The sequence below is a fragment of the Anaerotruncus sp. 1XD42-93 genome, from assembly GCF_009917605.1.
Taxonomy (GTDB): domain Bacteria; phylum Bacillota; class Clostridia; order Oscillospirales; family Ruminococcaceae; genus Anaerotruncus.
The window spans coordinates 61657-83847 of record NZ_QZEG01000001.1 but is presented as its reverse complement, the minus strand read 5'-3'; the positions used below and the strand labels follow the sequence as shown (position 1 = coordinate 83847).

At 57.2% G+C, this 22191-nt stretch carries 21 protein-coding genes; 13 read left to right on the top strand and 8 right to left on the bottom strand.

Annotated features, from left to right (window positions below; translation table 11 throughout):
• The first annotated feature begins 124 nt into the window (after window positions 1-124).
• The 3 genes from D5269_RS00375 (at window position 125) to D5269_RS00365 (ending at window position 3404) form a co-directional block, all read left to right on the top strand.
• A complete protein-coding gene (locus D5269_RS00375; protein ID WP_016316519.1) occupies window positions 125-1732 on the top strand; it encodes a trypsin-like peptidase domain-containing protein in 1608 nt (535 codons plus the stop codon).
• Window positions 1733-1936: 204 nt separating this feature from the next.
• On the top strand, window positions 1937-2398 hold the full coding sequence (locus D5269_RS00370) for a hypothetical protein (RefSeq protein WP_016316520.1): 462 nt from the start codon (window positions 1937-1939) through the stop codon (window positions 2396-2398).
• Between the two features lie 22 nt (window positions 2399-2420).
• A complete protein-coding gene (locus D5269_RS00365; protein ID WP_016316521.1) occupies window positions 2421-3404 on the top strand; it encodes an alpha/beta fold hydrolase in 984 nt (327 codons plus the stop codon).
• 46 nt (window positions 3405-3450) lie between these two features.
• Here the strand turns inward: D5269_RS00365 and D5269_RS00360 are convergent, their stop codons facing one another.
• The 3 genes from D5269_RS00360 to D5269_RS00350 are packed head-to-tail and all read right to left on the bottom strand — an operon-like array spanning window position 3451 to window position 6218.
• Window positions 3451-4332 carry an AraC family transcriptional regulator gene (locus D5269_RS00360; RefSeq protein WP_120481555.1) on the bottom strand — a complete coding sequence of 294 codons (882 nt, stop codon included), beginning with the start codon at window positions 4330-4332 and terminating at the stop codon, window positions 3451-3453.
• Between the two features lie 56 nt (window positions 4333-4388).
• Window positions 4389-5273 carry a peptide chain release factor N(5)-glutamine methyltransferase gene (prmC, locus tag D5269_RS00355; protein ID WP_120481554.1) on the bottom strand — a complete coding sequence of 295 codons (885 nt, stop codon included), beginning with the start codon at window positions 5271-5273 and terminating at the stop codon, window positions 4389-4391.
• A gap of 9 nt (window positions 5274-5282) precedes the next feature.
• A complete protein-coding gene (locus D5269_RS00350) occupies window positions 5283-6218 on the bottom strand; it encodes a DUF1385 domain-containing protein (protein WP_016316524.1) in 936 nt (311 codons plus the stop codon).
• Here D5269_RS00350 and D5269_RS00345 point away from each other — a divergent pair.
• On the top strand, window positions 6193-6468 hold the full coding sequence (locus D5269_RS00345) for a hypothetical protein (protein ID WP_147407883.1): 276 nt from the start codon (window positions 6193-6195) through the stop codon (window positions 6466-6468). The genes D5269_RS00350 and D5269_RS00345 overlap by 26 nt on opposite strands.
• An 81-nt stretch (window positions 6469-6549) precedes the next feature.
• Here D5269_RS00345 and D5269_RS00340 read toward each other — a convergent pair whose 3' ends face one another.
• The 3 genes from D5269_RS00340 to D5269_RS00330 all read right to left on the bottom strand — a co-directional run bounded on the left by D5269_RS00340 (window position 6550) and on the right by D5269_RS00330 (window position 10317).
• Window positions 6550-7956 (bottom strand): HAMP domain-containing sensor histidine kinase, encoded by a 1407-nt coding sequence (locus D5269_RS00340; RefSeq protein WP_016316525.1) that lies wholly within the window; start codon window positions 7954-7956, stop codon window positions 6550-6552.
• 174 nt (window positions 7957-8130) lie between these two features.
• A complete protein-coding gene (locus D5269_RS00335; protein WP_016316526.1) occupies window positions 8131-8832 on the bottom strand; it encodes a response regulator transcription factor in 702 nt (233 codons plus the stop codon).
• A gap of 57 nt (window positions 8833-8889) precedes the next feature.
• Entirely contained in the window at window positions 8890-10317 is a 1428-nt protein-coding gene (locus D5269_RS00330; protein ID WP_016316527.1) for a hypothetical protein, read from the bottom strand.
• Between the two features lie 345 nt (window positions 10318-10662).
• Here D5269_RS00330 and D5269_RS00325 point away from each other — a divergent pair, with 345 nt between their 5' ends.
• Window positions 10663-11316, top strand: a complete 654-nt coding sequence (locus tag D5269_RS00325; RefSeq protein ID WP_243126522.1) for a GNAT family N-acetyltransferase — start codon at window positions 10663-10665, stop codon at window positions 11314-11316.
• Window positions 11317-11405: 89 nt separating this feature from the next.
• On the opposite strand, the gene D5269_RS00320 is transcribed toward D5269_RS00325, so the two are convergent.
• Both D5269_RS00320 and ligA read right to left on the bottom strand, forming a co-directional pair.
• On the bottom strand, window positions 11406-11735 hold the full coding sequence (locus D5269_RS00320; RefSeq protein WP_016316528.1) for a hypothetical protein: 330 nt from the start codon (window positions 11733-11735) through the stop codon (window positions 11406-11408).
• Window positions 11725-13728, bottom strand: coding sequence for an NAD-dependent DNA ligase LigA (ligA, locus tag D5269_RS00315; protein WP_016316529.1), 2004 nt, complete (start codon window positions 13726-13728; stop codon window positions 11725-11727). The genes D5269_RS00320 and ligA overlap by 11 nt, the downstream gene beginning before the upstream one ends.
• A 404-nt stretch (window positions 13729-14132) precedes the next feature.
• Between ligA and D5269_RS00310 the strand changes: the two genes are divergently transcribed.
• From D5269_RS00310 to rpoD, 8 genes are all read left to right on the top strand, one after another.
• The gene (locus D5269_RS00310; protein ID WP_120481552.1) at window positions 14133-14756 is read left to right on the top strand and encodes a CAP domain-containing protein; all 624 of its coding nucleotides are present in this window, start codon (window positions 14133-14135) and stop codon (window positions 14754-14756) included.
• A 307-nt stretch (window positions 14757-15063) separates the two neighbouring features.
• Window positions 15064-15342, top strand: a complete 279-nt coding sequence (locus D5269_RS00305) for a DUF1294 domain-containing protein (protein WP_016316531.1) — start codon at window positions 15064-15066, stop codon at window positions 15340-15342.
• 18 nt (window positions 15343-15360) lie between these two features.
• On the top strand, window positions 15361-16434 hold the full coding sequence (locus D5269_RS00300; protein ID WP_016316532.1) for an ATP-dependent 6-phosphofructokinase: 1074 nt from the start codon (window positions 15361-15363) through the stop codon (window positions 16432-16434).
• Window positions 16435-16569: 135 nt separating this feature from the next.
• On the top strand, window positions 16570-16833 hold the full coding sequence (locus D5269_RS00295; protein WP_016316533.1) for a hypothetical protein: 264 nt from the start codon (window positions 16570-16572) through the stop codon (window positions 16831-16833).
• Between the two features lie 170 nt (window positions 16834-17003).
• Window positions 17004-17630, top strand: a complete 627-nt coding sequence (locus tag D5269_RS00290) for a YigZ family protein (protein WP_016316534.1) — start codon at window positions 17004-17006, stop codon at window positions 17628-17630.
• Window positions 17631-17759: 129 nt separating this feature from the next.
• Window positions 17760-18770: a deoxyguanosinetriphosphate triphosphohydrolase gene (locus D5269_RS00285; protein ID WP_120481550.1), complete on the top strand. Its 1011-nt coding sequence runs from the start codon at window positions 17760-17762 to the stop codon at window positions 18768-18770.
• A 430-nt stretch (window positions 18771-19200) separates the two neighbouring features.
• A complete protein-coding gene (dnaG, locus tag D5269_RS00280; RefSeq protein ID WP_120481549.1) occupies window positions 19201-20982 on the top strand; it encodes a DNA primase in 1782 nt (593 codons plus the stop codon).
• A complete protein-coding gene (gene rpoD, locus D5269_RS00275) occupies window positions 20982-22067 on the top strand; it encodes an RNA polymerase sigma factor RpoD (RefSeq protein ID WP_016316537.1) in 1086 nt (361 codons plus the stop codon). Before dnaG ends, rpoD begins: the two co-directional genes overlap by 1 nt.
• Window positions 22068-22191 lie beyond the last annotated feature (124 nt).

The following is a 22191-nucleotide window of genomic DNA, read 5'->3' as shown; positions in this document are numbered from 1 at the left end:
TTCACAAAATCAGACAATCTTTTCAAATACCGTTTATTTTAATTTCACAATTATCCGATATACTATAATCAAACAAATCCAAAGAATCAGAGCAGACTGAACTGGACCAGAAGGGATGAAATATATGAGCGATAATATGAATTATAACCCCAACGAGATGCAGGATTCTCCGGAATCCTCCGGCGGCGGATACGGTCAGCCCAGCCAGCCCAACCAGCCGCCAAACGGCAACCCATACGTCTGGCAGGCGCCGCCCCAGCAGGAGGGTAAGGGTTATCAGCCGCCCTTCACCCAGCAGCCGGGTCAGGGATGGGGCAACCCGAGGGCCGGGTCCGGCGCAGGCCCTGAAAAAGAGAAAGAGCCGTACCAGTGGAACTACGCCGAATATGAGCAGGCACAGGCCGCAGCGGTCAAGCCGCGCAAAAAACGTAAGGGGCTGATGGTGTTCGGCATCCTGCTCGGGACAGTGCTTGCCGCTTCGGTGCTCGTCTTTGCGGGGGTTGGCATCTATTCCACCTTTGCCCCGGCTCCGTCCGATACGGTACAGCTTCCGGATGACCAGCAGACGGTGCGGGTTCCGGCATCCGACCTGCCTAGTATCACGCTCAACAACAAGCCGCAGAATGTGCCGGATGAGCAGCTTTCCAACGGGCGTCTCACGACCGAGCAGATCGTCGAAAAAATCCAGCCTTCCATTGTGGCGATCACCACCTATTTCGAGACCCAGGGCTACAGCGGGCAGGGGCTTGGCAGCGGCATTATCATGCGGGAGGACGGCTATATCGTCACCAACGCACATGTGGTGGAAAACGCACAGGGGATTACTGTTATCCTGAGCGATGCGGAAACCAAATATGAAGGCCGGGTCGTGGGGATTGACACCAAGACCGACCTCGCGGTCATCAAGGTGGATGCCACCGGCCTGGCCCCGGCGGAATTCGGCAATTCGGAAGAGACCAAGGTGGGTGAGAAGGTGCTGGCGATCGGCAGCCCACAGTCGCTTGAGTTTGCCGGCAGTGTGACCCAGGGGATCGTCTCGGGGCTGAACCGGACCCTCACCGCTAGGGACGACCTCGGCTCAATGACAACCTATTCCAACCTGATCCAGACCGACGCGGCGATCAACTCGGGTAACTCGGGCGGCGCTCTGGTGAACGAATATGGGCAGGTAATCGGGATCAACTCGGCAAAGGTGATTGCAACCGGCTCGGACGGTATGGGTTTTGCGATCCCGACCAGCGAGGCCAAACCGATTATTGATGACCTGATCCAGTATGGACGGGTTACCGGGCGGGTCATGCTCGGGATCACCGCTTCGGCGGTGGACGAGGTGCGCGCACGCCTGAACCAGTGGCCGACCGGGCTTCTGGTGCAGTCGACCGAGGAAGGCTCGGACATCTCGAAAAAAGGCGTGGTACCCAATGACATCATCACCAAGGCGGACGGGCAGGAGCTGGATGGGTTCCAGTCGCTCAGTGATGTGCTTGATGGGAAAAAACCGGGCGACACGGTCGAACTGGAGGTTTACCGTCAGGGCAGCCGCTATGGAGAGAGCGGCAGGTTCTTCAATATCACCGTTGAGCTGATGGAGGATATGGGCGGGACGTCCACCCCTGCCAACCAACAGCAGATTCCGCAGCAGCAGGCCCCCAATAACACGCAGACCCCCGACAGCACCCAGAATCCTGGCTACGACCAGTTTGAAGAGTTCTTCAACTACTTCTTCAACTGACGCATAAGGGGAACCATCTCCCCCGGATGAACAAATCCGGGGGAGATATTGTATATGGAAAAGTGTGTGGTTACCAGGTGAAATTCCGGTAAAATTTTTTGAAATTCCCGCAGTTTGCATAGATTTGTTTACAAATATGCTGTATACTTGAATTATGAAATGCAAACCACTGCTGAGAGTGACAATGATGAAAAGGAGATCGCCATGAATCGCACACAGATGTCCGCATATGCCACGCTTGTTCTGGTGACAGACCAGTTTGCCTGTGAACGTATTATCAAATCCGCCAGGGTGATCGCCGACCTTTCCGATACCGAACTGCTTGTTCTGAGCGTGATGAAAAACGGTTCGCAGACCAACCCTGCTGCATTGGAACACCTGTTTGAAGTAGCCAAGGAGTACAGCGCACAGATGACCGTACAGTTTTCAGATAACCCGAAGAGCGCCATTGTCCATTATATCCGGGAAAACCATGTGGTCAATGCGGTGACCGGTATGCCGCAGAACGAACGCTCGATCCTTGTGCAGATGTGGAAGCGGCTGCTGAACGTCCGTTTTTATACGGTGACCCAGCGCGGGGAGCTGCACGAGGTAGTCGACCGGACTTTCCACCGGCCGCCGGCCAAGATGGACCCGGCCTCGGACGCCGCCCCCGCTGTCCAGTAAAGCGAGCAAAGGAAGATGAGCTTTGAATATTACTGTCAAACAGATTGAGTATAAAAGTACCAATGGGCTGAACACCATCTTCGGATGGCTTTACATCCCGGCAGGGGAGATGCGGGGTATCGTGCAGATCTGCCATGGGATGTCGGAGCATATGGGCCGTTACCATGATTTTATGCGGTTTCTGGCGCAGCATGGCTATGTCGCCTGCGGGGTTGACCACATCGGGCATGGGCGCTCGTCCTACGAGAACAAGTTTGGCTGGTTCGGGGAAAAAGACGGCTGGCGCACCCTTATCGAGGATCAATACAAGTTCCACAAGATTGTGCACAGCGAGGTGCCGTTCTGTGAACGGTCGGTGCTCCTTGGGCACAGCATGGGTTCGTTTGTCACACGGCTTTATGCGATGAAATACCCTTCTACGCTCAGTGGGATGATCCTGAGCGGCACTGCCAGAAGCGGGCTGAAGGTGGAGCTGGCGCAGCGTGCCGCGGCGCGGTCGGTCCGCAAATACGGGCCGGGCGCGATCGACCGGGACCTCAATCGGATGGTCTTTGGCCCGTTTCTCAAGGGGTTCCAGCCGTGGCGCACCAAATCCGACTGGCTCTCCCGGGATACCGCATGGGTTGACCAGTATGTGTCGGACGAACGCTGCGGGTTCCTGTTCACCTCCGCGGGGTTTTACGACCTGTTCACCCTCGTGAGCCGGTCTAACGACCGTTCCTGCTTCGAGGGGGCCAGAAAGGAGCTGCCGATCCTGCTGTTTGCGGGGACAATGGACCCGGTAGGGGAGTACGGGAAAGGCCCTTCCCAGGTGTATGAGCGCTACCGGAAGGCGGGCGTGCGGGACGTGGAACTCAAGCTGTATGAGGGCGGGCGGCATGAGATGCTCGGGGAGGTCAACCGGGTACAGGTGTACGGCGACCTGCTTGGCTGGCTGAATGCACATCTCCCGATGCCGGAGCCGCGGAAAGAGGAAGGATTCCCGGAAGATGCGGAATTCGAATAAAAAAATACGGACGCCAAATGTTCTATCTGGCGTCCGTATTTTTTCGTCACTGCTTGCGCACTGCAACCCAGATTTCGAAGGTATATCCTTCCTCGTTGACCCGATCGCTCTCATAAAGCTCGAGAGAAACCCCATGTGCGGGCTGGAATTCACTTGTGGGGAAGAATTCGGAGTAAATCTGCTTCCAGAGTGCCTGAAACGAGTCGGAAATTGGCTCCTGTTTTTTCGTGCACCGGAATGCCGCCCAGCTTCCGCCGGGAATCTCTTCGACTGCAAACCCCTCGGGCACTTCGCCGCCGTCGTAGGGTACGCCGATCGCGTAGTCGAAGTCCCCGCGCTCCGGGTCGTTGAAACAGACCCCGATGATCGCATCACCGAACATGCTGTCCGGGCGGGTGCGCCGGCTCAGGATGGAGGTGGTACCGTCGGCGTTGCACTGGCCCCAAAACTGGTGGATCTGCGGCTTGGTAATCTCGCTGCCCTGTTTGAAACGGGTCTTTTTGAGAAGCATCCGGAATCCTTTGCTGGTCTCGATTCTGTAATCCATGAGAGACCCTCCTTCTAAAATGAGTTTCACAGAGAGGCGGGAAAAGGATTTGAGGGGGATTGTCCCGGATTTGACCCGGGAAGGGAGGACCCCGTGGAATCTGGCAAACGCCCGGCTGAAGCTCTCGGGGGAGTCGTAGCCGTATTTGAGCGCAACGTCGATCACCCTGCTGTCGGTTCTGAGCAGTTCATTCCCTGCGAGGGTCAGCCGGCGGCTGCGGATATACTCGCCGAGCGTATAACCGCATAGAATACTGAAAATCCGCTGGAAATGAAAGCTCGAGGAATATGCCTGCCGCGCAATCTCCGCATAGTCAAGCGGCTCGGCCAGATGATCCTCTACATAGTCGATCGCCCGTTGCAGCCCGGTCGTCCAGTCCATCCCCACAGCCCCCTTTCGTTTCTCTCTGTGCCTCCATTATAGAACAGCTGGAAAGATCATGCGTGACTTTTTGTGCGGACCGGTGTCGGGCTGTCCAGCGGTTTCCTGCCGTAAACCACCCGCGCGATCCCGGCGAGATCGTGCTCGACGCCCACACCGATGTAACCGGCGGCAGCGAGCAGGTTGGAAACCTGCTCCGCCTGGTTATAGCCGACCTCAAATGCGATCGCGCCGCCCGGCTTGAGCCGCGGCAGATAGAGGGCGGGCAGCGCCCGGTAGAAGTCATACCCGTCCTCGCCGCCGAACAGCGCCATCCGCGGCTCGTGCTTCACCTGCGGCTGGAGGGTTTCCATCTCACAGCGCGGGATATAGGGCGGATTGGAGACCACGCAGTCCAAGGGGGGCAGTACAGGCGGGGAGAGCGCGTCGCCGAGGAGCGCCCGCACGCCTTGTGCATGGTTCTTTCCGATATTGGTTTGCAGATAGCCGAACGCCTGCTCCGAGCGCTCGAGCGCGTAGACGGTGGCATCCGGACGCTGGCTGGCGAGCGCAATGCCCACACAGCCGCTGCCGGCACAGAGGTCGGCAATGACAGGGGAGGCAGTCCTGCGCAGGAGCGAAAGCCCGGTTTCGACGAGGGTTTCGGTGTCCGGGCGGGGGATCAGCACCCCTTCGCCGACAGCAAAGGGCAGGCCGAAAAATTCCCACTCGCCGAGCAGGTATTGGAGCGGTTCCCCGGAAAGATAGCGGGCACAGAGGGCCTGGAACTGTTCTGCCTGTGCAGGGGAAGCCTCCCGGCTGCCGCAGGAGGGCAGATGGAACCGGTCAAAGCCAAAGACCAGTTCGAGCAGGCAGGACAGATCAAACGCACAGGAACCCGGTTCCTGTGCGTTTTGCAGAATCGTCTGGTATGCAGTTTGATAAAGCTGTAAAACCGTCATGGAAAGACCTCAATAGTTGTCGGTGCCATCGTCCGGGATGCAGGGCTTCATTGCCGCAATCGCCACTTCGAGCTGGCTCTCGTCCGGCTCAAAGGTGGTGAGGTTCTGGAGCCACAGCCCCGGAGCGGAAACCGCGCGGGTCAGCGGGTTGTCGTGACGCCCGGCAAACCGGATAATCTCATAGGCAATCCCTACCACCACCGGCAGTAGAAGAATTTTGAGTGCGACACGCATCCAGACGCTCGACCAGGTGACCACCGAGAACACGAGGATCGAGATGACCAGAACGATCAGCAGAAAGCTCGTCCCGCAGCGCGGATGGAACCGCGGATAGTTTTTGGCGTTATCAGGGGACAGTTCCGCAGCGGCTTCGTAGCAGGCGATCGTCTTATGTTCCGCGCCGTGGTACTGGAATACCCGGTAGATGTCCTTCATCCGGCTTACCGCGAAGAGGTAGAGGATGAAAACAGCAATTTTAATCAGCCCCTCAATGGAGGTCAAGACAAACGCGGGGGCGGCAAACCGGCTGCCGACCCATTTGACAATCGCGGAGGGCAGGAGCATGAACAGGCCGATGCTCAGGAACATCGCCAGCACTGTCACCAACAGGTTGAACACCCAGACCGCCTTGTCGCCGAGGTGCTTGTCGACCCACAGGTCAAATTTGGAGGGCTGTTCCTCCTCTGCCATGCCTGAAATCTCGGCGGACTTCATCAGGCAGCGATAGCCGGTCGCCAGCGAAAGGAACAGGTTGCAGACTCCGCGCAGGAGCGGTACCTTTGTGTACCAGCCGGTTCCGTTGGTCTCCCAGGTTTCGAGATAGATTTCACCGTCCGGCTTGCGCACCGCCATTGCGGAGGTGTATGGGCCGCGCATCATGACCCCTTCGATCAGGGCTTGCCCGCCGATCGAGGTCTTTTTGGTTGAACTGGATTGTTTAGACAAATCATCACCTTTTTCCGCCGTTCGGCAGGTATCTGGTCAGGGACTGCTTGAAAAATCGGGACAGCCGCTTTTTCTGCCAAAAGCGGCATCTGCTGTATCAAAGAATGCGCGGAGTACGCCAGATATTCCCGCGCTTTTTCCTTGCGGCCGCTCGTTTTTACCAAGCATCCACCATTTCTCTCGCTGCTTATTTTATCCCGCCGCCGCTGCAGCGGTGCAGCCCTCGAAAGGGCTGGCGAACCGTTTATGAGAATGGGGCGGCTGGGGGACCGTCAGGGCGCTTTCCAGGAAAGGATGCAGAATCTATTATACGCCGAACCGCGCCGGCAAGTCAACCCTGCCCGACCGGCAGCCGGATGGTCACCCGGGTGCCGACCGTCTCCTTTGAGGTGATCTCGAGCGAGCCGCCATGCATCGAGACGATCTCGTCCGCCATCGCGAGCCCGATCCCTGAGCCGCGCCGGGTCGCGTTCGCCTTGAAAAATTTTTCCTTGATCCGGGGAAGGTCGGCTTCCCGGATGCCGCATCCGGTGTCCGCCACCTCGATACAGGTCATCCCTTCCGACAACCTGGCCTGGATGGTGATGGTGTCCCCTTTGTCGGAATATTTCAGGGCATTGTCGATGATGTTGACAAACACCTGGCGCAGCCGGTTACGGTCGCCGTAAAAAGGAGCGATCAGGTCCGGTTCCTCATAGACAAGCTGTTTGCTTTCATGTTTTGCACGCTCTTCGTACATCATCACAGCATCCGAAAGCTCGGCGATCAGGTCGAGATTCTCCCGGATCAGCTGGATGCGGCCGCTCTGAAGCCGGCTGAAATCGAGCAGCTCCTCGACCATCTGCGTCAGGCGCTCGGTCTCCCCGTTGATGACCCGCATCCCCTTCCCGAGGGTTTCCCGGTCGATCTCCTCGTGCATGTCGTTCAGCGTTTCCGCCCAGCCCTTGATCGCGGTCAGCGGGGTGCGCAGTTCGTGTGAAACCGACGAGATAAAATCGTTTTTCATCCGTTCGTTGGCCGAAAGTTCCTCGGCCATATAGTTGATGGTATCACAGAGCTCGCCGATCTCGTCGTCGTTCTTTTTGTGCAGGCGTGCCCCGAAATCCCCCTGAGCGATCTTGCGGGCGGTTGCGCCGATCTCGCCTACTGGATTGACGATCGAGTTGATAAAATAGGAGCTGGAGAAGATCACGAAAAACAGGATCGCCACACACACAAGGGTGATAACGAGGATAAACAGGATGATCTGCTGGTCAATCCGGTCGAGTGAAACCGCGATCCGCATGGCCGCGAGCTGTTCCCCGACAACCGGGGAGATCACGGTAATGGCCATGATCTTCTCGCCGTTGACGACATCGACCATTTCGGCTGTGCCGCTGTTCGAGCGCAGCGCCTCAGTGAAATCGGGCATATAGACCTCATTGCCCGGTTCAAACCCACTCGACGTAAAGGTGACCTTGCCGTTGATGTCGATTGCCATCAGTTCCATCCGTTCGCGCTCCTGGAAGTTTTCGACCAGCGTGCGCACCTGCGAGGCAAAGACCGCAGAACTGTCCTCCGCATAGGAGGTGAGCTGGCTGGTGATCACGCTTGACTGTGCCAGAATCGTTGAACGCACCGAGCTGTAGTAAAATTCCCGGATGCCAAACGCAAAGATGACTTCCAGCGCGATCAGGATCACCAGAATGACCCCCAGATTGTTGAAAAGCCATCGTTTCGTGATCTTTTTGACAGCCATCGGGCGCACTCCTTTCTGTACAGCGGTGAGGCATCTTTTGTATGCGGCGGCTCCCTCGCCGCCAAATGCCCCCGAGCGTCAAAGCTGCGCGAGAATACGGAAAACAGAAACTGTTTTGGCTGGGATGGGGACGTTTTGCACTTGTAAAGCCGGCCCGGAACCAAGCTTACGCTGTCACTGGACCCACTTGTAGCCAAAGCCCCAGACGGTGAGCAGATGTTTGGGGCTGGATGGTTCATCTTCGAGCTTCATGCGCAGCCGCCGCACGTTGACATCCACAATTTTGATATCCCCGAAGTACCCCTCGCCCCAGACCTTATCCAGAATCTCCTGCCGCCCCAGCGCGGTGTTGGGGTTGTGGAAAAAAAACTCAAGGATCTGGTATTCCACCTGGGTCAGCTCGATTGCCTTGCCGTTTTTGGTGAGGGTGCGGCTCTTGGTATTGAGTACAAACGGTCCGGAAGCCATCTCGCTGACCACCGGGGCCTGTGCCTTTTCCGCCGCCATCGTGACCCGGCGATGGATCGCATCGACCCGCGCGACCAGTTCGGATGGGGAGAACGGTTTGGTAACATAATCATCCGCGCCGATCATCAGGCCGTTGACCTTGTCCATCTCCTGGCTTTTGGCGGTGAGCATGATAATGCCGATCGACTGGTTTTTCTCCCGCATCCGGCGGCAGACCTCGAATCCGTCGATGCCCGGCATCATAACATCGAGTAGAGCAACATCGAAATAATACGGATTGCGATCGAAAACAAGCATTGCCTCTTCCCCACTGGGGACATCGACGACCTCATAACCCGAACGTTTGAGGTTGATAACTTCAAAATCGCGGATGACATCTTCGTCCTCAACGACCAGAATACGCTTCATAAACCGGAAAACCACCTTTCTGTTGGAAGATTGGGGGCCTGCTTTTTCAGACAACCCCTAGATGAGGGAAAACAGTTCGTCTTTCAGCACCTCAGCGGTAACGGCAAGCGTGCTGTTGGGCGTCTCCGGGACATACCCATAATAGCTGAATGCCCCGCGCGGCTCGCATAGCCGGATGTAGCTTTCAAGGAATTTGTCCTGATAATCCGAGGTGCTCACCACCCGGATCCGCGCCAGCTCCCCCGAAAGGGCTTCAAGCGGCCGGCGCAGGGTGTCGTTGTAGACAATAAAAATCCATTCACCGTTTTCAATCTGGTTGACCACCGTGACAGTATCGATCCACTCGGGCGGGAACTCGACCCGGTAACCCGCCTGCCGGTTAAATGCACCGGCGAATACCCGTTCCAGGGCGTCTTCGGAAAACCGGTGGAACTCGGTCAGATAAATCCGCTCGGATTCGTCGCTGACCCGGTCTTCATAACCGGGAAGGGGACGGGCGGTCGGGATTTCGACCACCGAATCGCCGTCCACATCCATGCAGACCGGCGCGGGCGGCTCCCCGGAGGAGACGGTGTTGGACCGGCGGGTCTGTTCATAGAGGGAAGGCCGGGATTCTTCGGTCACCGGGTCAGGGCCAGGCTGTTCCATCTCTTGAAAAATGACCGGGGTCAGGGAACCGGCTTCCATTGTGAAAACCTCGGTCACAAGTTCGTTTCCGGCAAGCAGCTCGTCGATGAAGATGCAGAGCCGGCCGTCTGTGGGGAACAGCCTGCCCGCGGCCGCCCCCGCAAACTGGACGATCGAGTCCGAAAGCGGCAGGTCATCTGTCACCCCGACGTTGTAGCCGATGTACGAAACCATCTTGATCCAGGAGGAGTTGGTGTTGTGGGTCAGCAGGAAAATGTCATCCAGGCCGTCGTTGTCAAGATCGCTGATGAGATAGCGGTTGAAGGACACATCCTCCGAATGGCTCAAAAGGCTGTTCAGATGGGGGCGGCTCCCTTTCAGGGTGTCGTAGGTGTAAACGCCGAGCGTCATCTTCTCCTCATCGGGGTTGCTCCAGCCGATCACAATATCCGGAGAGCTGCGGCCCGATATGTTGGCAAATGCGATGAAATCAATGTCCTTGTCCGCGCCCGCGATCTCACAGGGGGAGTACCACTGCCCGGATGGGTCGCGGTCCAGCAGGCAGGCGCGGGTATAGTCGTTCGAATCGGTCGCATAAAAGGCAATCGCTTCTTCGTCACCGTCCTGATCGAGGTCATAAAAGACAAACGCCGAGCGGTAGTCACCGCTTTTGGGGTATTTCAGAATCGGGTTCGCAGTGACCGCAGCGGCAGACAGCGCCTCCTCAATCTCCTTCTGCCCGGCGGTCAGGCGGGGTGGGCTCATCAGGTTTTCAAGCACCGGATCAAAGCCATTGCAGGAGGACAGGGTCAGACAGAGGGACAGTGCCGCCGCAATGCGCAGCAGTTTTTGGACCATCGGCCTTTCCTCCTTCCCCGAACCGGTATGCTTTGTGTGCTGGCGGGCAAAAGCCTGCCGCTGGGAGCCATGTGTTTGTGTTTCAGTGCTTTATCTATAGTATGATACACCAGTTTGATTTTATAGCAAAACCACCGATCTGTCAATGTCGGGACAGTCCCCTTTTCCCGTGGTTACAGGCGGTTCTGGCGGTATATCTTGCGATCGGCCGCGGCATGTCCTATAATGGGGAGAAGGGAGGAAGGACGGATGAAAGAGCTTATAAAAGACAAAATCGAGGAGCTGCTGTCAAAGGAGTATGCCTGCAGCCGGGCGGAATGAAACGGAAAACAGACGGTCTATTCGGTGCACCCTGAGGAAGGGCAGCGCATCCTAAAACTGCTGGCATATCGGAACTGTGTGGTCATTTGTACCTCAAAAGACCTGCATAAAAAGGTCCGGGAACTCTTACAGGGCAAAAGCAGGGACGAAATGTTTGAGGTCCCGCTTGTTTATGGACAGACAATCCACTATGTTCCCGGCCACCGCGGCAGGGAGGGTCGGCCCACATGGCCGGATGCCTCCGGTACATTCCTCTTTGGGGGAGAGGTTCAGTCTCTGAACGGGCTGTCCGGCTTTGAAAACGCGCTGGCATTTGATGCCAACGGTTCCACCCCCACGAAAGCTGTTTGTGTCGCGAAAGAGCAGCACGAGATCATTGAAATTGCAGGCTCCGCAGAATCTGTTGTGGACGATGTGTGGGAGGTGGGTGTGGATGTCGTGGAGGGACACAGAAACGCAGGTCTGGCGACCCGTCTGGTAAGCGGGCTGACGCGGGAACCGCTGGAACGCGGGATCGTCCCGCTTTATTCGGCATCTGTCACAAACATCGGTTCGCGGATGGTGGCGAACCGATGCGGTTATATCCCGTATTGGGTGGACACGTTTGGAACAATTCTGGATGGCAGTTCCGCCTATCAGCCGATGGCCCAGGGCCTGTTGGCCGGGTTTATGGCATAAGGGCTGTTGGAAGCATCGAAATGTCCGCTTTTTTGGGCTGGTCAAGCGTTTATTGGCATCTCTGGAAACGGATGCCGCTGCGGGCAGTCCTATTTCTTTTTGTGGAAATAGCCGCCTGCCAGACTGCCCAACAGGGCAATCACCCCAAAAAAGCACGCGTAGAAAACGGCTGAACTGTTGTAATAGAGGGGGATGCTCGGCAGGAACATCCCACCGATCAGCAGGAAATACCACCAGACCAGCCCGTGGCGGAACGCGAATACCACCGCGGTAAACAGGCAGATCAGCGGGATGAGCACCAGAAGGATCAGGATGAAACTGCCGGTATCCCGCCCCGCGAGCGGAAGCAGGTAGAAGGCCAGTGCAGTCACCCCGATATAGGGCAGCAGTTTTTTGAGGATTGGGTCTTCATTCAGCAAGGGGATTCCCTCCTTTTTCGATCATGGCGCGCAGCTCGTCTTCCCCGATTACCGGAATCCCCAATGCGTTCGCTTTGGTGAGCTTGCTGCCCGCCTCTTCCCCGGCTACCACATAGCCGGTCTTTTTGGATACGCTCCCGCTCACCTTGCCGCCCACTGCTTCGATCATCGCTTTGGCCTCGCTGCGGGAGAGGGTCGGCAGGGTGCCGGTCAGCACGAAGGTCTTTCCCGAAAGGGTGCCGGCAGCAGGGACGGTATCGCAGCGCATATTGAGTCCCAGCTCTTTCAGGCGTTCGATCAGCCGCCGGTTCTGTTCGAGCGCGAAGAAGTCCGCCACGCTCTGTGCCATGATCTCCCCATAGCCTTCGATACCGGCGATCTCCTCCGCTGTGGCGGACATCACCCCGTCCATCTCCCCGAACCGCTGCGCGAGAAGCTGCGCGGAACGCTGGCCGATCCCGCGGATGCCGAGCGCGAAGAGCAATCTGGAAAGGTCGCGGCTTTTGGAGGCTTCGAGGGCATTTACGAGGTTTTTGGCGCTCCGCTTTCCCATCCGCTCCAATTTTGCGAGCTGGCCTTCCTCCAGCGTGTAAAGGTCGGCAAAGGACTGCACTAATCCCGCGTCGAGAAGCTGGTGGACGATCGCCGGGCCAAGCCCATCCACATCCATGGCATCGCGGCTGGCAAAATGCACCAGATTGCGCGCCACCTGTGCAGGGCAGGCCATATTGACACACCGCAGGACCGCTTCCCCTTCCTCGCGTTCAGCGATACTGCCGCAGGAGGGGCAGATGGAAGGGATCTGGTAGGGCGGCGCCCCCTCCTGATGGTGCGCAACCGCCACCACTTCGGGGATGATGTCCCCCGCCTTGCGCACGATGATCCGGTCCCCGACAGCCACCCCTTTTTCGTTGATAAAATCCTGGTTGTGGAGAACCGCGCGGCTGACCGTTGTTCCAGCAAGGGTAATCGGCTCAAAAACCGCGGTAGGGGTGAGCGCACCGGTACGCCCGACCTGAATCAGGATGTCGCGCAGGGTGGTTTCCTTTTCTTCGGGCGGGTATTTGAACGCGACTGCCCAGCGCGGGAACTTCGAGGTTGCACCCAACAGTTCCCGGTCGGCGAAGCTGTCCACCTTGATGACCGCGCCGTCAATGTCGAACGGGAACTGGTACCGCGCTTCTCCAATCCGCTCCACCTCGGCGATCGCAGATTCTATTTCGGAAAACCGCTTACAGGTCGGGATCACCTTGAATCCCTGTTCCTGTAAGAAATCGAGCGATTCCCTGTGCGCCGAAAGGTTTTTCCCTTCGACCTGTTGGATGTTGAATACGAAGATGTCCAGGCCGCGCTGGGCGGTGACCCGGCTGTCCTTCTGCCTGAGGGAACCGGCTGCCGCATTGCGGGGATTCTTGAACGGCTCCTCTTCGTTCTCGAGCTGGCGGGCCACCACCCGGTCAAAGCTGGCGCGCGGCATATAGACCTCCCCGCGCACCTCGAGGAATGGCAGCGGCTCCCGCAGCGACATCGGGATCGAGCGGACGGTTTTTAAATTTTCCGAGACATCCTCCCCAGTGATCCCGTCCCCCCGGGTGGAACCGCGCACAAACTGCCCGTTTCGATATTCGAGCGAGACCGAAAGCCCGTCGATCTTGGGCTCCACTGTATAGACCGGGCACGCGACCGTTTCCCGTACCCGGGTATCAAACGCACGCAGCTCCTCCACGTCAAACACATCCTGAAGCGACCCCATCTGCACCTCGTGGCGCACCGGCGCAAAGGTGTTTAAAGCCGCGCCGCCCACCCGCCGGGTCGGGGAATTTTCAGCCGCAAGTGCGGGGAATTCCGCCTCCAGGTCGATCAGCTCGTGCAGAAGCCGGTCATAGTCATAGTCGGAAATGGTTGGGTTATCCAGAACATAATAGCTGTGGTTGTGGCGTTCGATGGTTTCGCGCAGCTCCTTCACCCGCTCCGCGGCGTCTTCTAATTTCATCTTGTTCTCCTTCCTGTCTGCATCCCTGTGCGCGCTGTGGACTGCCTGAACCGTCAAAGCCGATTCCCGGTCCTCAGGCAGGTTCCGGCACATCCGGACATGTAGATGTAGTATAGTATAACACTTCAAGCAGAAAAATCCAATCCGCAAATCTTGCACTTGGCAGATATTTATGCTAGGATTAGGGAAAGGCCGTTTCTAAATTTTAGAACCCGTATTCACAACCATTCGACACCGTCTGAGCGGGTCTTTTGCCGGCCTGCCGCGTTGAAAAATCTTGCAATACACAAAGTATTGTCTGCGTTTTTTCGCCTTGCAGGGCAGCAAAATCCCTCGCCCATCCGGCATCCTCTGATTATGAATACAGGTTCTTACTTTGAAAATAGAAAAAAGGAGATGCCGTTTTGAAAAAATTAGCGGTTTTACTTGCCCTGCTCACCCTGCTGACCGCGTGCAGCAGCACCGCAGCCCTTTCCGAATCCTCTGGACAGCCCCAGTCCTCCGCCGTACAGACAGCGCCGGATGGGGAAACCAATGGGAGCAGCATGTCTCAGGTGCTGTCCGCCGAATCCCCTTCGGGCGGTGCGGGATTCCAGAGCGCAGTGGAAGAACAGATTATCGAAAAAATCAATGCCGAGCGCGCCCGGATCGGGCTGAATGAGCTGGTCTTTATGGAGGAACTTCAGGAAGGCGCACGCATCCGCAGCAAGGAGCTGTTTGACAGTGACACCTTTGCCCACCGCCGCCCGGATGACCGCAGCTGGTTTACGGTCCTTCAGGATGATGTGCCGGTCGCGTATGACAAGCTCGCGGGTGAAAACCTCTGTACCACCAGATATGACGACCCAAACTGCAATGATGCACTTTCCGCTGACTTCTGGTTCGATGAGTGGGTCGAGAGCCAGTCCCACTACGAGAACATGATCAAAGAGGGCTATACCCATGTTGGGGTCGGCGTTTATGTCGGGGAGCGCAACGGCTATACCCATGGCTATGCCTGCACCCTTTTCGCCAAAATGCCGGAATAGGAGCCTGCCAAAACCAGGGATGCTGATGGCACCGCGAGCGTATGAACGCTTGCGGTGCTTTTTTCCGCCCCGCATCCCTGTGCATTACCGAAACCGGCGCCCCAGTTCTTTTGCGTCTGGAAAAGAAACTGGGCGTTGTGGTCTGGATAAATTTGTGATATAATGGTTACAAGCGGCCATTATATCACAATTATCTGTGGCCCCGGACAGCCGGCGGGGCGGGTGCCCGCGGCCATCCGGACGTTCAAAGAAGAAAGGCCGGATAAAGGTTCCGGCAGGCGGCAGGAAGGAAAAGAGGGGGCTTGAGATGGAATGGGGGATGGCCTGCGGGCTGGGGTATCTGCTGGCGGTTAATCTGGCGGGGCTGCTCCTCTGCGGAGTGGACAAGCGCAGAGCGAAACGGAAACGCTGGCGGATTCCGGAGCGCAGTTTTTTTCTGACCGCGCTGCTTGGCGGCGGGCCGGGTGTCTGGGCAGGGATGTACCTGTTCCGCCATAAGACAAAACACTGGTATTTTGTGTGGGGCATACCGCTGATTACGTTGGCGGAGGCCGCTATACTGATATGGCTTTTCTGGAGACACTGAAGACAGGAGGAATGGAACATGGCAAAAAGAATCGGTATTTTGACGGCGGGCGGGGACTGCCCTGGGCTGAACGCGACCATCCGCGGGGTGGCGAAAGCGATGTACCAGAAGATGGACGATGTGCAGATGGTGGGGATCGTCGATGGGTATAAGGGCCTGATCGAAGGGGAATACCACGAGATGAAGCCATCCGATTTCTCCGGAATCCTCACCCAGGGCGGCACCATCCTCGGCACTGCGCGCACCCCCTATAAAAGCATGAAGGTTGTCGAGAACGAGGTGGACAAGGTTGCACAGATGAAGGAAAACTACAAGCGGATGAAGCTCGACTGCCTGCTTACGCTCGGGGGAAACGGCACTCACAAGACCGCCAACCTGCTCTCGCAGGAGGGAATGAACATTATCGGGCTTCCCAAGACGATTGACAACGACATCTGGGGCACCGATGTGACGTTTGGGTTCCACACTGCGGTGGATATCGGCACCGAGGTCGTTGACCGGATCCACACCACCGCCAGCAGCCACAAACGGGTCATGGTCATTGAGATCATGGGAAACAAGGCTGGGTGGCTCACCCTCTATACCGGGATTGCGGGCGGTGCGGACATCATCCTGATCCCGGAAATCCCCTATGACATAAAAAAAGTGATTAAGGCGGTGGAGCGGCGCGCCAATGATGGCAAGAGCTTTTCGATCATTGCGGTGGCAGAAGGAGCCTTCGACACTGCTGAGGCCAAAATGAAAAAGAAGGAGCGCTCCGAGCGGCGGGCAGCCGCAGGTGAGACCACCGCTACCAACCGGATTGCGCGCCAGATCGCTGAGGCGACCGGCTTTGATACCCGTGTGGTGGTGCCGGGGCACTATCTGCGCGGCGGTTCTCCCTCGTCTTATGACAGGGTTCTCGCCTCTCAGTTTGGCGTATATGCCGCCGAGCTGGTCAGCAAGAAGATATTCGGGGTCGCGGTCGCGGAGCAGAACAACCGGGTAATGCATAACAGCCTCTCCGATGTAGCGGGCAAGACCAAATTTGTCACCCCGGACGACCAGATGGTTTTTACTGCGCGGAGCCTCGGCATCTCGTTTGGGGACTAGGGCCTGCCTGAATCCCCGCACAGGCCGGGATTTTTGTACATCCCGGCCCGGTTTTGGCATTGACATTTCACAAAAAAAGCGATATGATAAAATGCACGTGAAAATTAACAAATGCTGTATAGGAGTCTTTTTCAGATGAAACTGTTCAACCGTATTCTTCAGATGGTCTGTTTGACGGTGATCCTTTCCACCGCCGTATCCGCTTATCTCGACCCCTCGGTCATGACCTATACCATCCAGGTGGTAGCAGGTGTCATTGTTGCAGTGGGTGCAGTCATCGGCATCTATTGGCGCAGGGCCAAGAAAAAGGTGCAGGACAAGCTGGGCATTGATGAAAATGCCAAAAAAGAAGTCGAAGAGGATGTTATCGCATTCACCGAAACTTCCGACGAAAAATAAGACGTATGCATCCAATCCATGGTTCTGCCGCTGGCAGTGCCATGGATTCCAGCGTGTGTACCTGGCGCAGGAGAGGGATTCCAGCGCCAGTTTTTTGTATCGCCGAACCATTTTAAATCGTCCGCAGGGTGTGGTATTTGGCCGCCCCTGATACGGCTGGGGGAAAGCCTATGATCGAATATACAACGGTCCGTTCGGACGCTTCGGACGAATTCACCGAACGGCGCTCCCGGTTCATCGGGTACATCCGGCCGGCGCGCACCGAAGAGGAAGCTGTGGCGTTCATCAATGAGAAAAAGTCTGCGCACTGGGATGCTGCCCACAACGTTTATGCCTATATCCTGCGGGAAGGGCAGACCCGGCGCTATTCGGACGACGGAGAGCCGCAGGGTACAGCCGGGATGCCGGTGCTCGATGTGCTGCAAAAGGAGGGGCTGACCGACATCGTAGTGGTGGTGACCCGTTATTTTGGCGGGATTCTGCTGGGCGCGGGCGGATTGGTACGCGCCTATTCGCATGGGGCAAAGCTCGCGGTCGATGCGGCGGAGCGGATGACAGTGAGCGAATGCACCGAGCTGGCGTTGGAATTCGGCTACGACCTTTATGGGAAAATCTCCTATATTTTGCCCAAATATCACGCCCGGACGACCTTTTCCGACTTTGGTGCAGTGGTACGGTTACAGATCCTGCTGCGGGACTGCGACCTCCCACCGTTTGAAAAGGAGCTTACCGAGCTGACTGCGGCGCAGGTGGTACCGCAGGCCATCGAAAAACGGTTTGCATGTATCGAAGGATAAGCCGGTCGATTCCTGTCTTTTGCAAGAAATTTTTGCATAGGGCAGGAATTTTTCTTTTGGCGGAGTATAATATATTAGAGCGAAACCGGGAACCGGCCGAATGACAGCATTCAGGAAGGGTGGACAGCCATGACGATCCGAGAACAAACCGAACACATGCAGGCGGAAAACCTCTCAAAATACGCCAGCCTTCCCCAAAATTCCCGCGGCCGGGAACGCCCGGTTGAGGACTGCCCAATCCGCACCGCCTATGCGCGCGACCGGGACCGGATTATCCATTGCAAGAGCTTCCGGAGGCTGATGCACAAAACACAGGTGTTCCTCTCACCGGAAAGCGACCATTACCGCACCCGTCTGACCCATACGCTCGAGGTCAGCCAGATTGCCCGCACCATCGCATCTGCCCTGCGGCTCAACGAGGAGCTGACCGAGGCAATCGCGCTGGGGCATGACCTGGGGCATACCCCATTCGGGCACGCGGGGGAACGGGCACTCAAACATTGCTGTCCCTACGGCTTTTCTCATCCGATGCAGAGCGTGCGGGTGGTGGAGAAGCTGGAAAATGGCGGCGCAGGCTTGAACCTCACCTTTGAGGTGCGCAACGGGATCGGCTGCCACTCGTATTCCAACCCATCCGCCGAGGGGGCTGCTCTGACACTCGAAGGCAGGGTGGTCTACTATGCGGACAAGATCGCCTACCTCAACCATGACCTGGAAGATGCGATGCGCGCCCAGGTGCTTTCGGAGGAAGAGATCCCCTGGACGATCAAATACGACCTGGGGCGCACCAAATCCCAGCGGATCACCGCTCTGATCGAGTCGATTGTCCAAAACAGCGGCGAAGACATCCGAATGGACCCCACCACAGGTGCGGCTTTCAAGCAGTTTCACAAATTTATGTACGATGCGGTCTACACCAGTCCCGCCGCCAAAGGGGAAGAGGGAAAGGCACAGGCGGTTGTAGAACAGCTATATGCCTATTTTACGGCACATCCTAAGGAGCTTCCGCAGGAATACCAGCAGATTCTGAAGGATTCGGACGAGGCGCGTGCGGCATGTGACTATATCTCGGGCATGTCCGACCGGTATGCAGTCGCGATTTATGAACGGCTGTATGTGCCACAGCCCTGGAGCATCTGAGCGCCCCCATAGGCCCCACTCCGGCAGGCAGGGAGCACTTTTCCATCTGATCTTGATTCAAAAGTTTCGTCCACCTTTTCAAAGGTGGCGGGGGCGAGGGGCAGTGAGACAGTGAAAGTTTGGTTCCAGCCCAAACTTTCAGGCGCGAGGCGCCTTCCTCGGGGCTTCTCGGGCCTTTGGTCCCGAAGCGCGGCATACGCCGCGACGCCCCTGCGGGCTGTCTTATGGGATAGGGGGCAGTGCCCCCTCCCCATAGGCCCCACCCCGGCAGGCAGGGAGCACTTTTCCATCTGATCTTGATTCAAAAGTTTCGTCCACCTTTTCAAAGGTGGCGGGGTCGAGGGGCAGAGCCCCCGGTCCACCGGAACGGTGCTTTTCCGGGTGAAGCGCTGTTCGAAGGGCAACCAACAGTTGAAAAGGAGGGCAGCCCTTGATTTCTGACCTGTTTTTGCAGGAGCTGAAAAACAACAGTGACATTGAACAAGTCGTCTCCTCTTATGTCAGACTTCGCCGGCGGGGGCGGATTTCCACCGGGCTCTGCCCGTTCCATTCCGAGAAATCCCCCTCGTTTACCGTCTATCCGGACAACCAGAGCTTTTTCTGTTTTGGCTGCGGCGCGGGAGGGGACATTATCACTTTCATCCGCCGGATCGAAAACCTTGAATATGTGGAGGCGGTCAAGTTTCTGGCGGAGCGGGCCGGGATGGCAATGCCCGAGGATGTCGGGGATGACCGGGCCGCCCGGCTGAAGGTTCGTGTCTTTGAGTTGAACCGCACACTCGCCCGTTATTATCACGACCTTCTGAAACAGCCATCCGGCAGGACGGGTCTGGACTATCTGCATGCGCGGGGGCTCTCCAACCAGACGATCATCCGGTTTGGACTGGGGTTCGCGCCCAACGGCTGGGACCTGACTGCCCGGTATCTGCGCGGCAAGGGGTTCACCGATGAGGAGATGGTCACAGCTGCGGTTGCCGCCCGGAACAGCCGGGGCGGGCTTTATGACCAGTTCCGAAACCGGGTGGTATTCCCGATCATCGACCTGCGCGGCAATGTGATCGGGTTTGGCGGACGGGTCATGGGGTCGGACGGCGGGCCGAAATACCTCAACTCGGGAGATACGCCGGTATTCAAAAAAAGCCGCAATTTGTTTGCGCTCAACTTCGCCAAGGCATCCAAGCGCAAGGGGCTTCTGCTCTGCGAGGGTTATATGGATGTGATTGCTGTGCATCAGGCGGGGTTTGACAACGCGGTTGCAACCCTTGGGACCGCTCTGACCGGCGAACAGGCGCGGCTGATCGCCCAATATACCGATCAGGTGACGATCGCCTATGATTCGGATGGTGCCGGGCAGACCGCGACCAGACGCGCGGTCGGGCTGCTCGCGGAAACCGGGGTCAAAATCCGGGTGCTGACGATGAGCGGCGCCAAGGACCCGGACGAGTATATCAAAACATTTGGGGCCGAGCGGTTCAGCCTGCTGATCGAAAACGCTTCCAATGCGACCGAATTCGAGATTGCCAAGCTGCGGCAGAGATACCCGGTTGAGACAGCGGATGGCAAGGTCAGCTTTCTGCGGGAATTTGTCAAGCTGATGACCGGGGTTTCCAACCCGATCGAGCGGGATGTCTACATCGCAAAGACGGCATCCGAGCTTGAGGTCGATAAAACCGCGATTACCACCCAGCTAAACTACGAGCTGAAACGCGCCGCCCGTAAGGGGAAACGGCGGGAGGCTTCCGAACTGAAGGTCTATAGCGAGGCCCGCGGGCCAACATACGGGGCGGTGGACCTCCAGCGGTCGCGCAACATCAAGTATGCGCTGGCCGAGGACAAGCTGCTCGCGATCCTGATGAAAAATCCTGACTATTACCGGCATATTGCCGGGCAAATACAGATCGGGGATTTTGTAACCGACCGCAACCGGGAGCTGGCACAGGTGCTTTTCGACCGGCTGGAAAACGGGCAGTCGGTTGAACTGACCATGCTTTCTGCGGTGCTCTCGATCGACCAGATGGGGATTGCCGCAGAACTGCTGAATTCGATTTCGGGCATGGCGTTTGACCCCGCGGATGCGGACGCGTACATCGAGACCATATTAAGCTACCGGGAACAGAAATCGCAGGACGAGGTCGCTGCCATGTCGGATGACGACCTGATGGCATACATCACCTCGCTTGCATCCAAAAAAAACAGGGGGACAAAAAACTGATGGGAGCACAGGAAAAGAAAGCATTACTCAAAGAGCTGATCGAAACCGGAAAGGCCAAGGGCAAGCTGACCACCAAGGAACTGAGCGACGCGCTCGAGGAGCTGGATTACGATGTTGAGCAGGTGGATAAGCTCTATGATATGTTCGAGCAGAACAACATCGAGATCGTGGAGGATATGATCACGCCGGTGGAAGAGGACTTCAAAAACATCGGCAAGGACACCGATCTGGATGTGGCGCTCGCCGCCGAAGGCATCAATATCGACGACCCGGTCAAGGTCTATCTGAAGGAGATCGGTCGGGTGCCGCTGCTCTCTGCCGATGAGGAGATCAACCTCGCGGTCCGGATGGCAGAAGGGGATATCGAAGCCCGCAAACGCCTTTCGGAAGCCAATCTGCGTCTGGTGGTCAGTATTGCAAAACGGTATGTCGGCCGCGGGATGCAGTTCCTCGACCTGATTCAGGAGGGCAATCTGGGCCTGATTAAGGCGGTCGAGAAGTTTGACCACACCAAGGGCTTCAAATTCTCCACCTATGCGACCTGGTGGATCCGGCAGGCGATCACCCGCGCAATCGCGGACCAGGCACGCACCATCCGTATCCCGGTGCATATGGTAGAGACGATCAACAAGGTCAAGAAGGTCAGTTCACAGCTCCTGCACAAAAACGGGCACGAGCCGTCCGCTGAGGAGATCGCTGCCGAACTGGATATGCCCGCTGACAAGGTGCGGGAGATCATGCGGGTGGCACAGGAGCCGGTCTCGCTCGAAACACCGATCGGTGAAGAGGAGGACAGCCATCTCGGAGATTTCATTGAGGATGTGGAAGCCCCCGCTCCTGCGGAGGCGGCTTCCCACACCCTTTTGAAGGAGCAGCTTTCCGAGGTGCTCCAGACCCTCACCCCGCGTGAGGAAAAGGTGCTCCGCCTGCGGTTTGGGCTGGAAGACGGGCGCAGCCGCACCCTGGAAGAGGTGGGCAAGGAGTTCAATGTTACCCGCGAACGTATCCGGCAGATCGAAGCGAAGGCGCTGCGCAAGCTGCGCCATCCCTCGCGGAGCAAACGCCTCAAGGACTTTCTGGACTGAGAGGCTTTGTTCCTTGTGCGCTACATAGCATTGTTCATAATTTCTAGTGGACTTTTTCGGTAAACTGCGCTATAATGGTGCGCAGAAGCCAAAAGGCAAAGCGGCGGTTCACACCGCGGAGCCT

Bases quoted from the DNA above. Each gene is read 5' to 3' on its own strand.
- D5269_RS00375 (WP_016316519.1), top strand. From the start codon at position 125: ATGAGCGATAATATGAATTATAACCCCAACGAGATGCAGGATTCTCCG.
- ligA (WP_016316529.1), bottom strand. From the start codon at position 13,728: ATGAAATTAGAAGACGCCGCGGAGCGGGTGAAGGAGCTGCGCGAAACC.
- D5269_RS00305 (WP_016316531.1), top strand. From the start codon at position 15,064: ATGGAATGGGGGATGGCCTGCGGGCTGGGGTATCTGCTGGCGGTTAAT.
- rpoD (WP_016316537.1), top strand. From the start codon at position 20,982: ATGGGAGCACAGGAAAAGAAAGCATTACTCAAAGAGCTGATCGAAACC.
- D5269_RS00330 (WP_016316527.1), bottom strand. From the start codon at position 10,317: ATGGTCCAAAAACTGCTGCGCATTGCGGCGGCACTGTCCCTCTGTCTG.
- D5269_RS00300 (WP_016316532.1), top strand. From the start codon at position 15,361: ATGGCAAAAAGAATCGGTATTTTGACGGCGGGCGGGGACTGCCCTGGG.
- D5269_RS00360 (WP_120481555.1), bottom strand. From the start codon at position 4,332: ATGGACTGGACGACCGGGCTGCAACGGGCGATCGACTATGTAGAGGAT.
- D5269_RS00340 (WP_016316525.1), bottom strand. From the start codon at position 7,956: ATGGCTGTCAAAAAGATCACGAAACGATGGCTTTTCAACAATCTGGGG.
- D5269_RS00335 (WP_016316526.1), bottom strand. From the start codon at position 8,832: ATGAAGCGTATTCTGGTCGTTGAGGACGAAGATGTCATCCGCGATTTT.
- D5269_RS00285 (WP_120481550.1), top strand. From the start codon at position 17,760: ATGACGATCCGAGAACAAACCGAACACATGCAGGCGGAAAACCTCTCA.
- D5269_RS00295 (WP_016316533.1), top strand. From the start codon at position 16,570: ATGAAACTGTTCAACCGTATTCTTCAGATGGTCTGTTTGACGGTGATC.
- D5269_RS00370 (WP_016316520.1), top strand. From the start codon at position 1,937: ATGAATCGCACACAGATGTCCGCATATGCCACGCTTGTTCTGGTGACA.
- D5269_RS00290 (WP_016316534.1), top strand. From the start codon at position 17,004: ATGATCGAATATACAACGGTCCGTTCGGACGCTTCGGACGAATTCACC.
- prmC (WP_120481554.1), bottom strand. From the start codon at position 5,273: ATGACGGTTTTACAGCTTTATCAAACTGCATACCAGACGATTCTGCAA.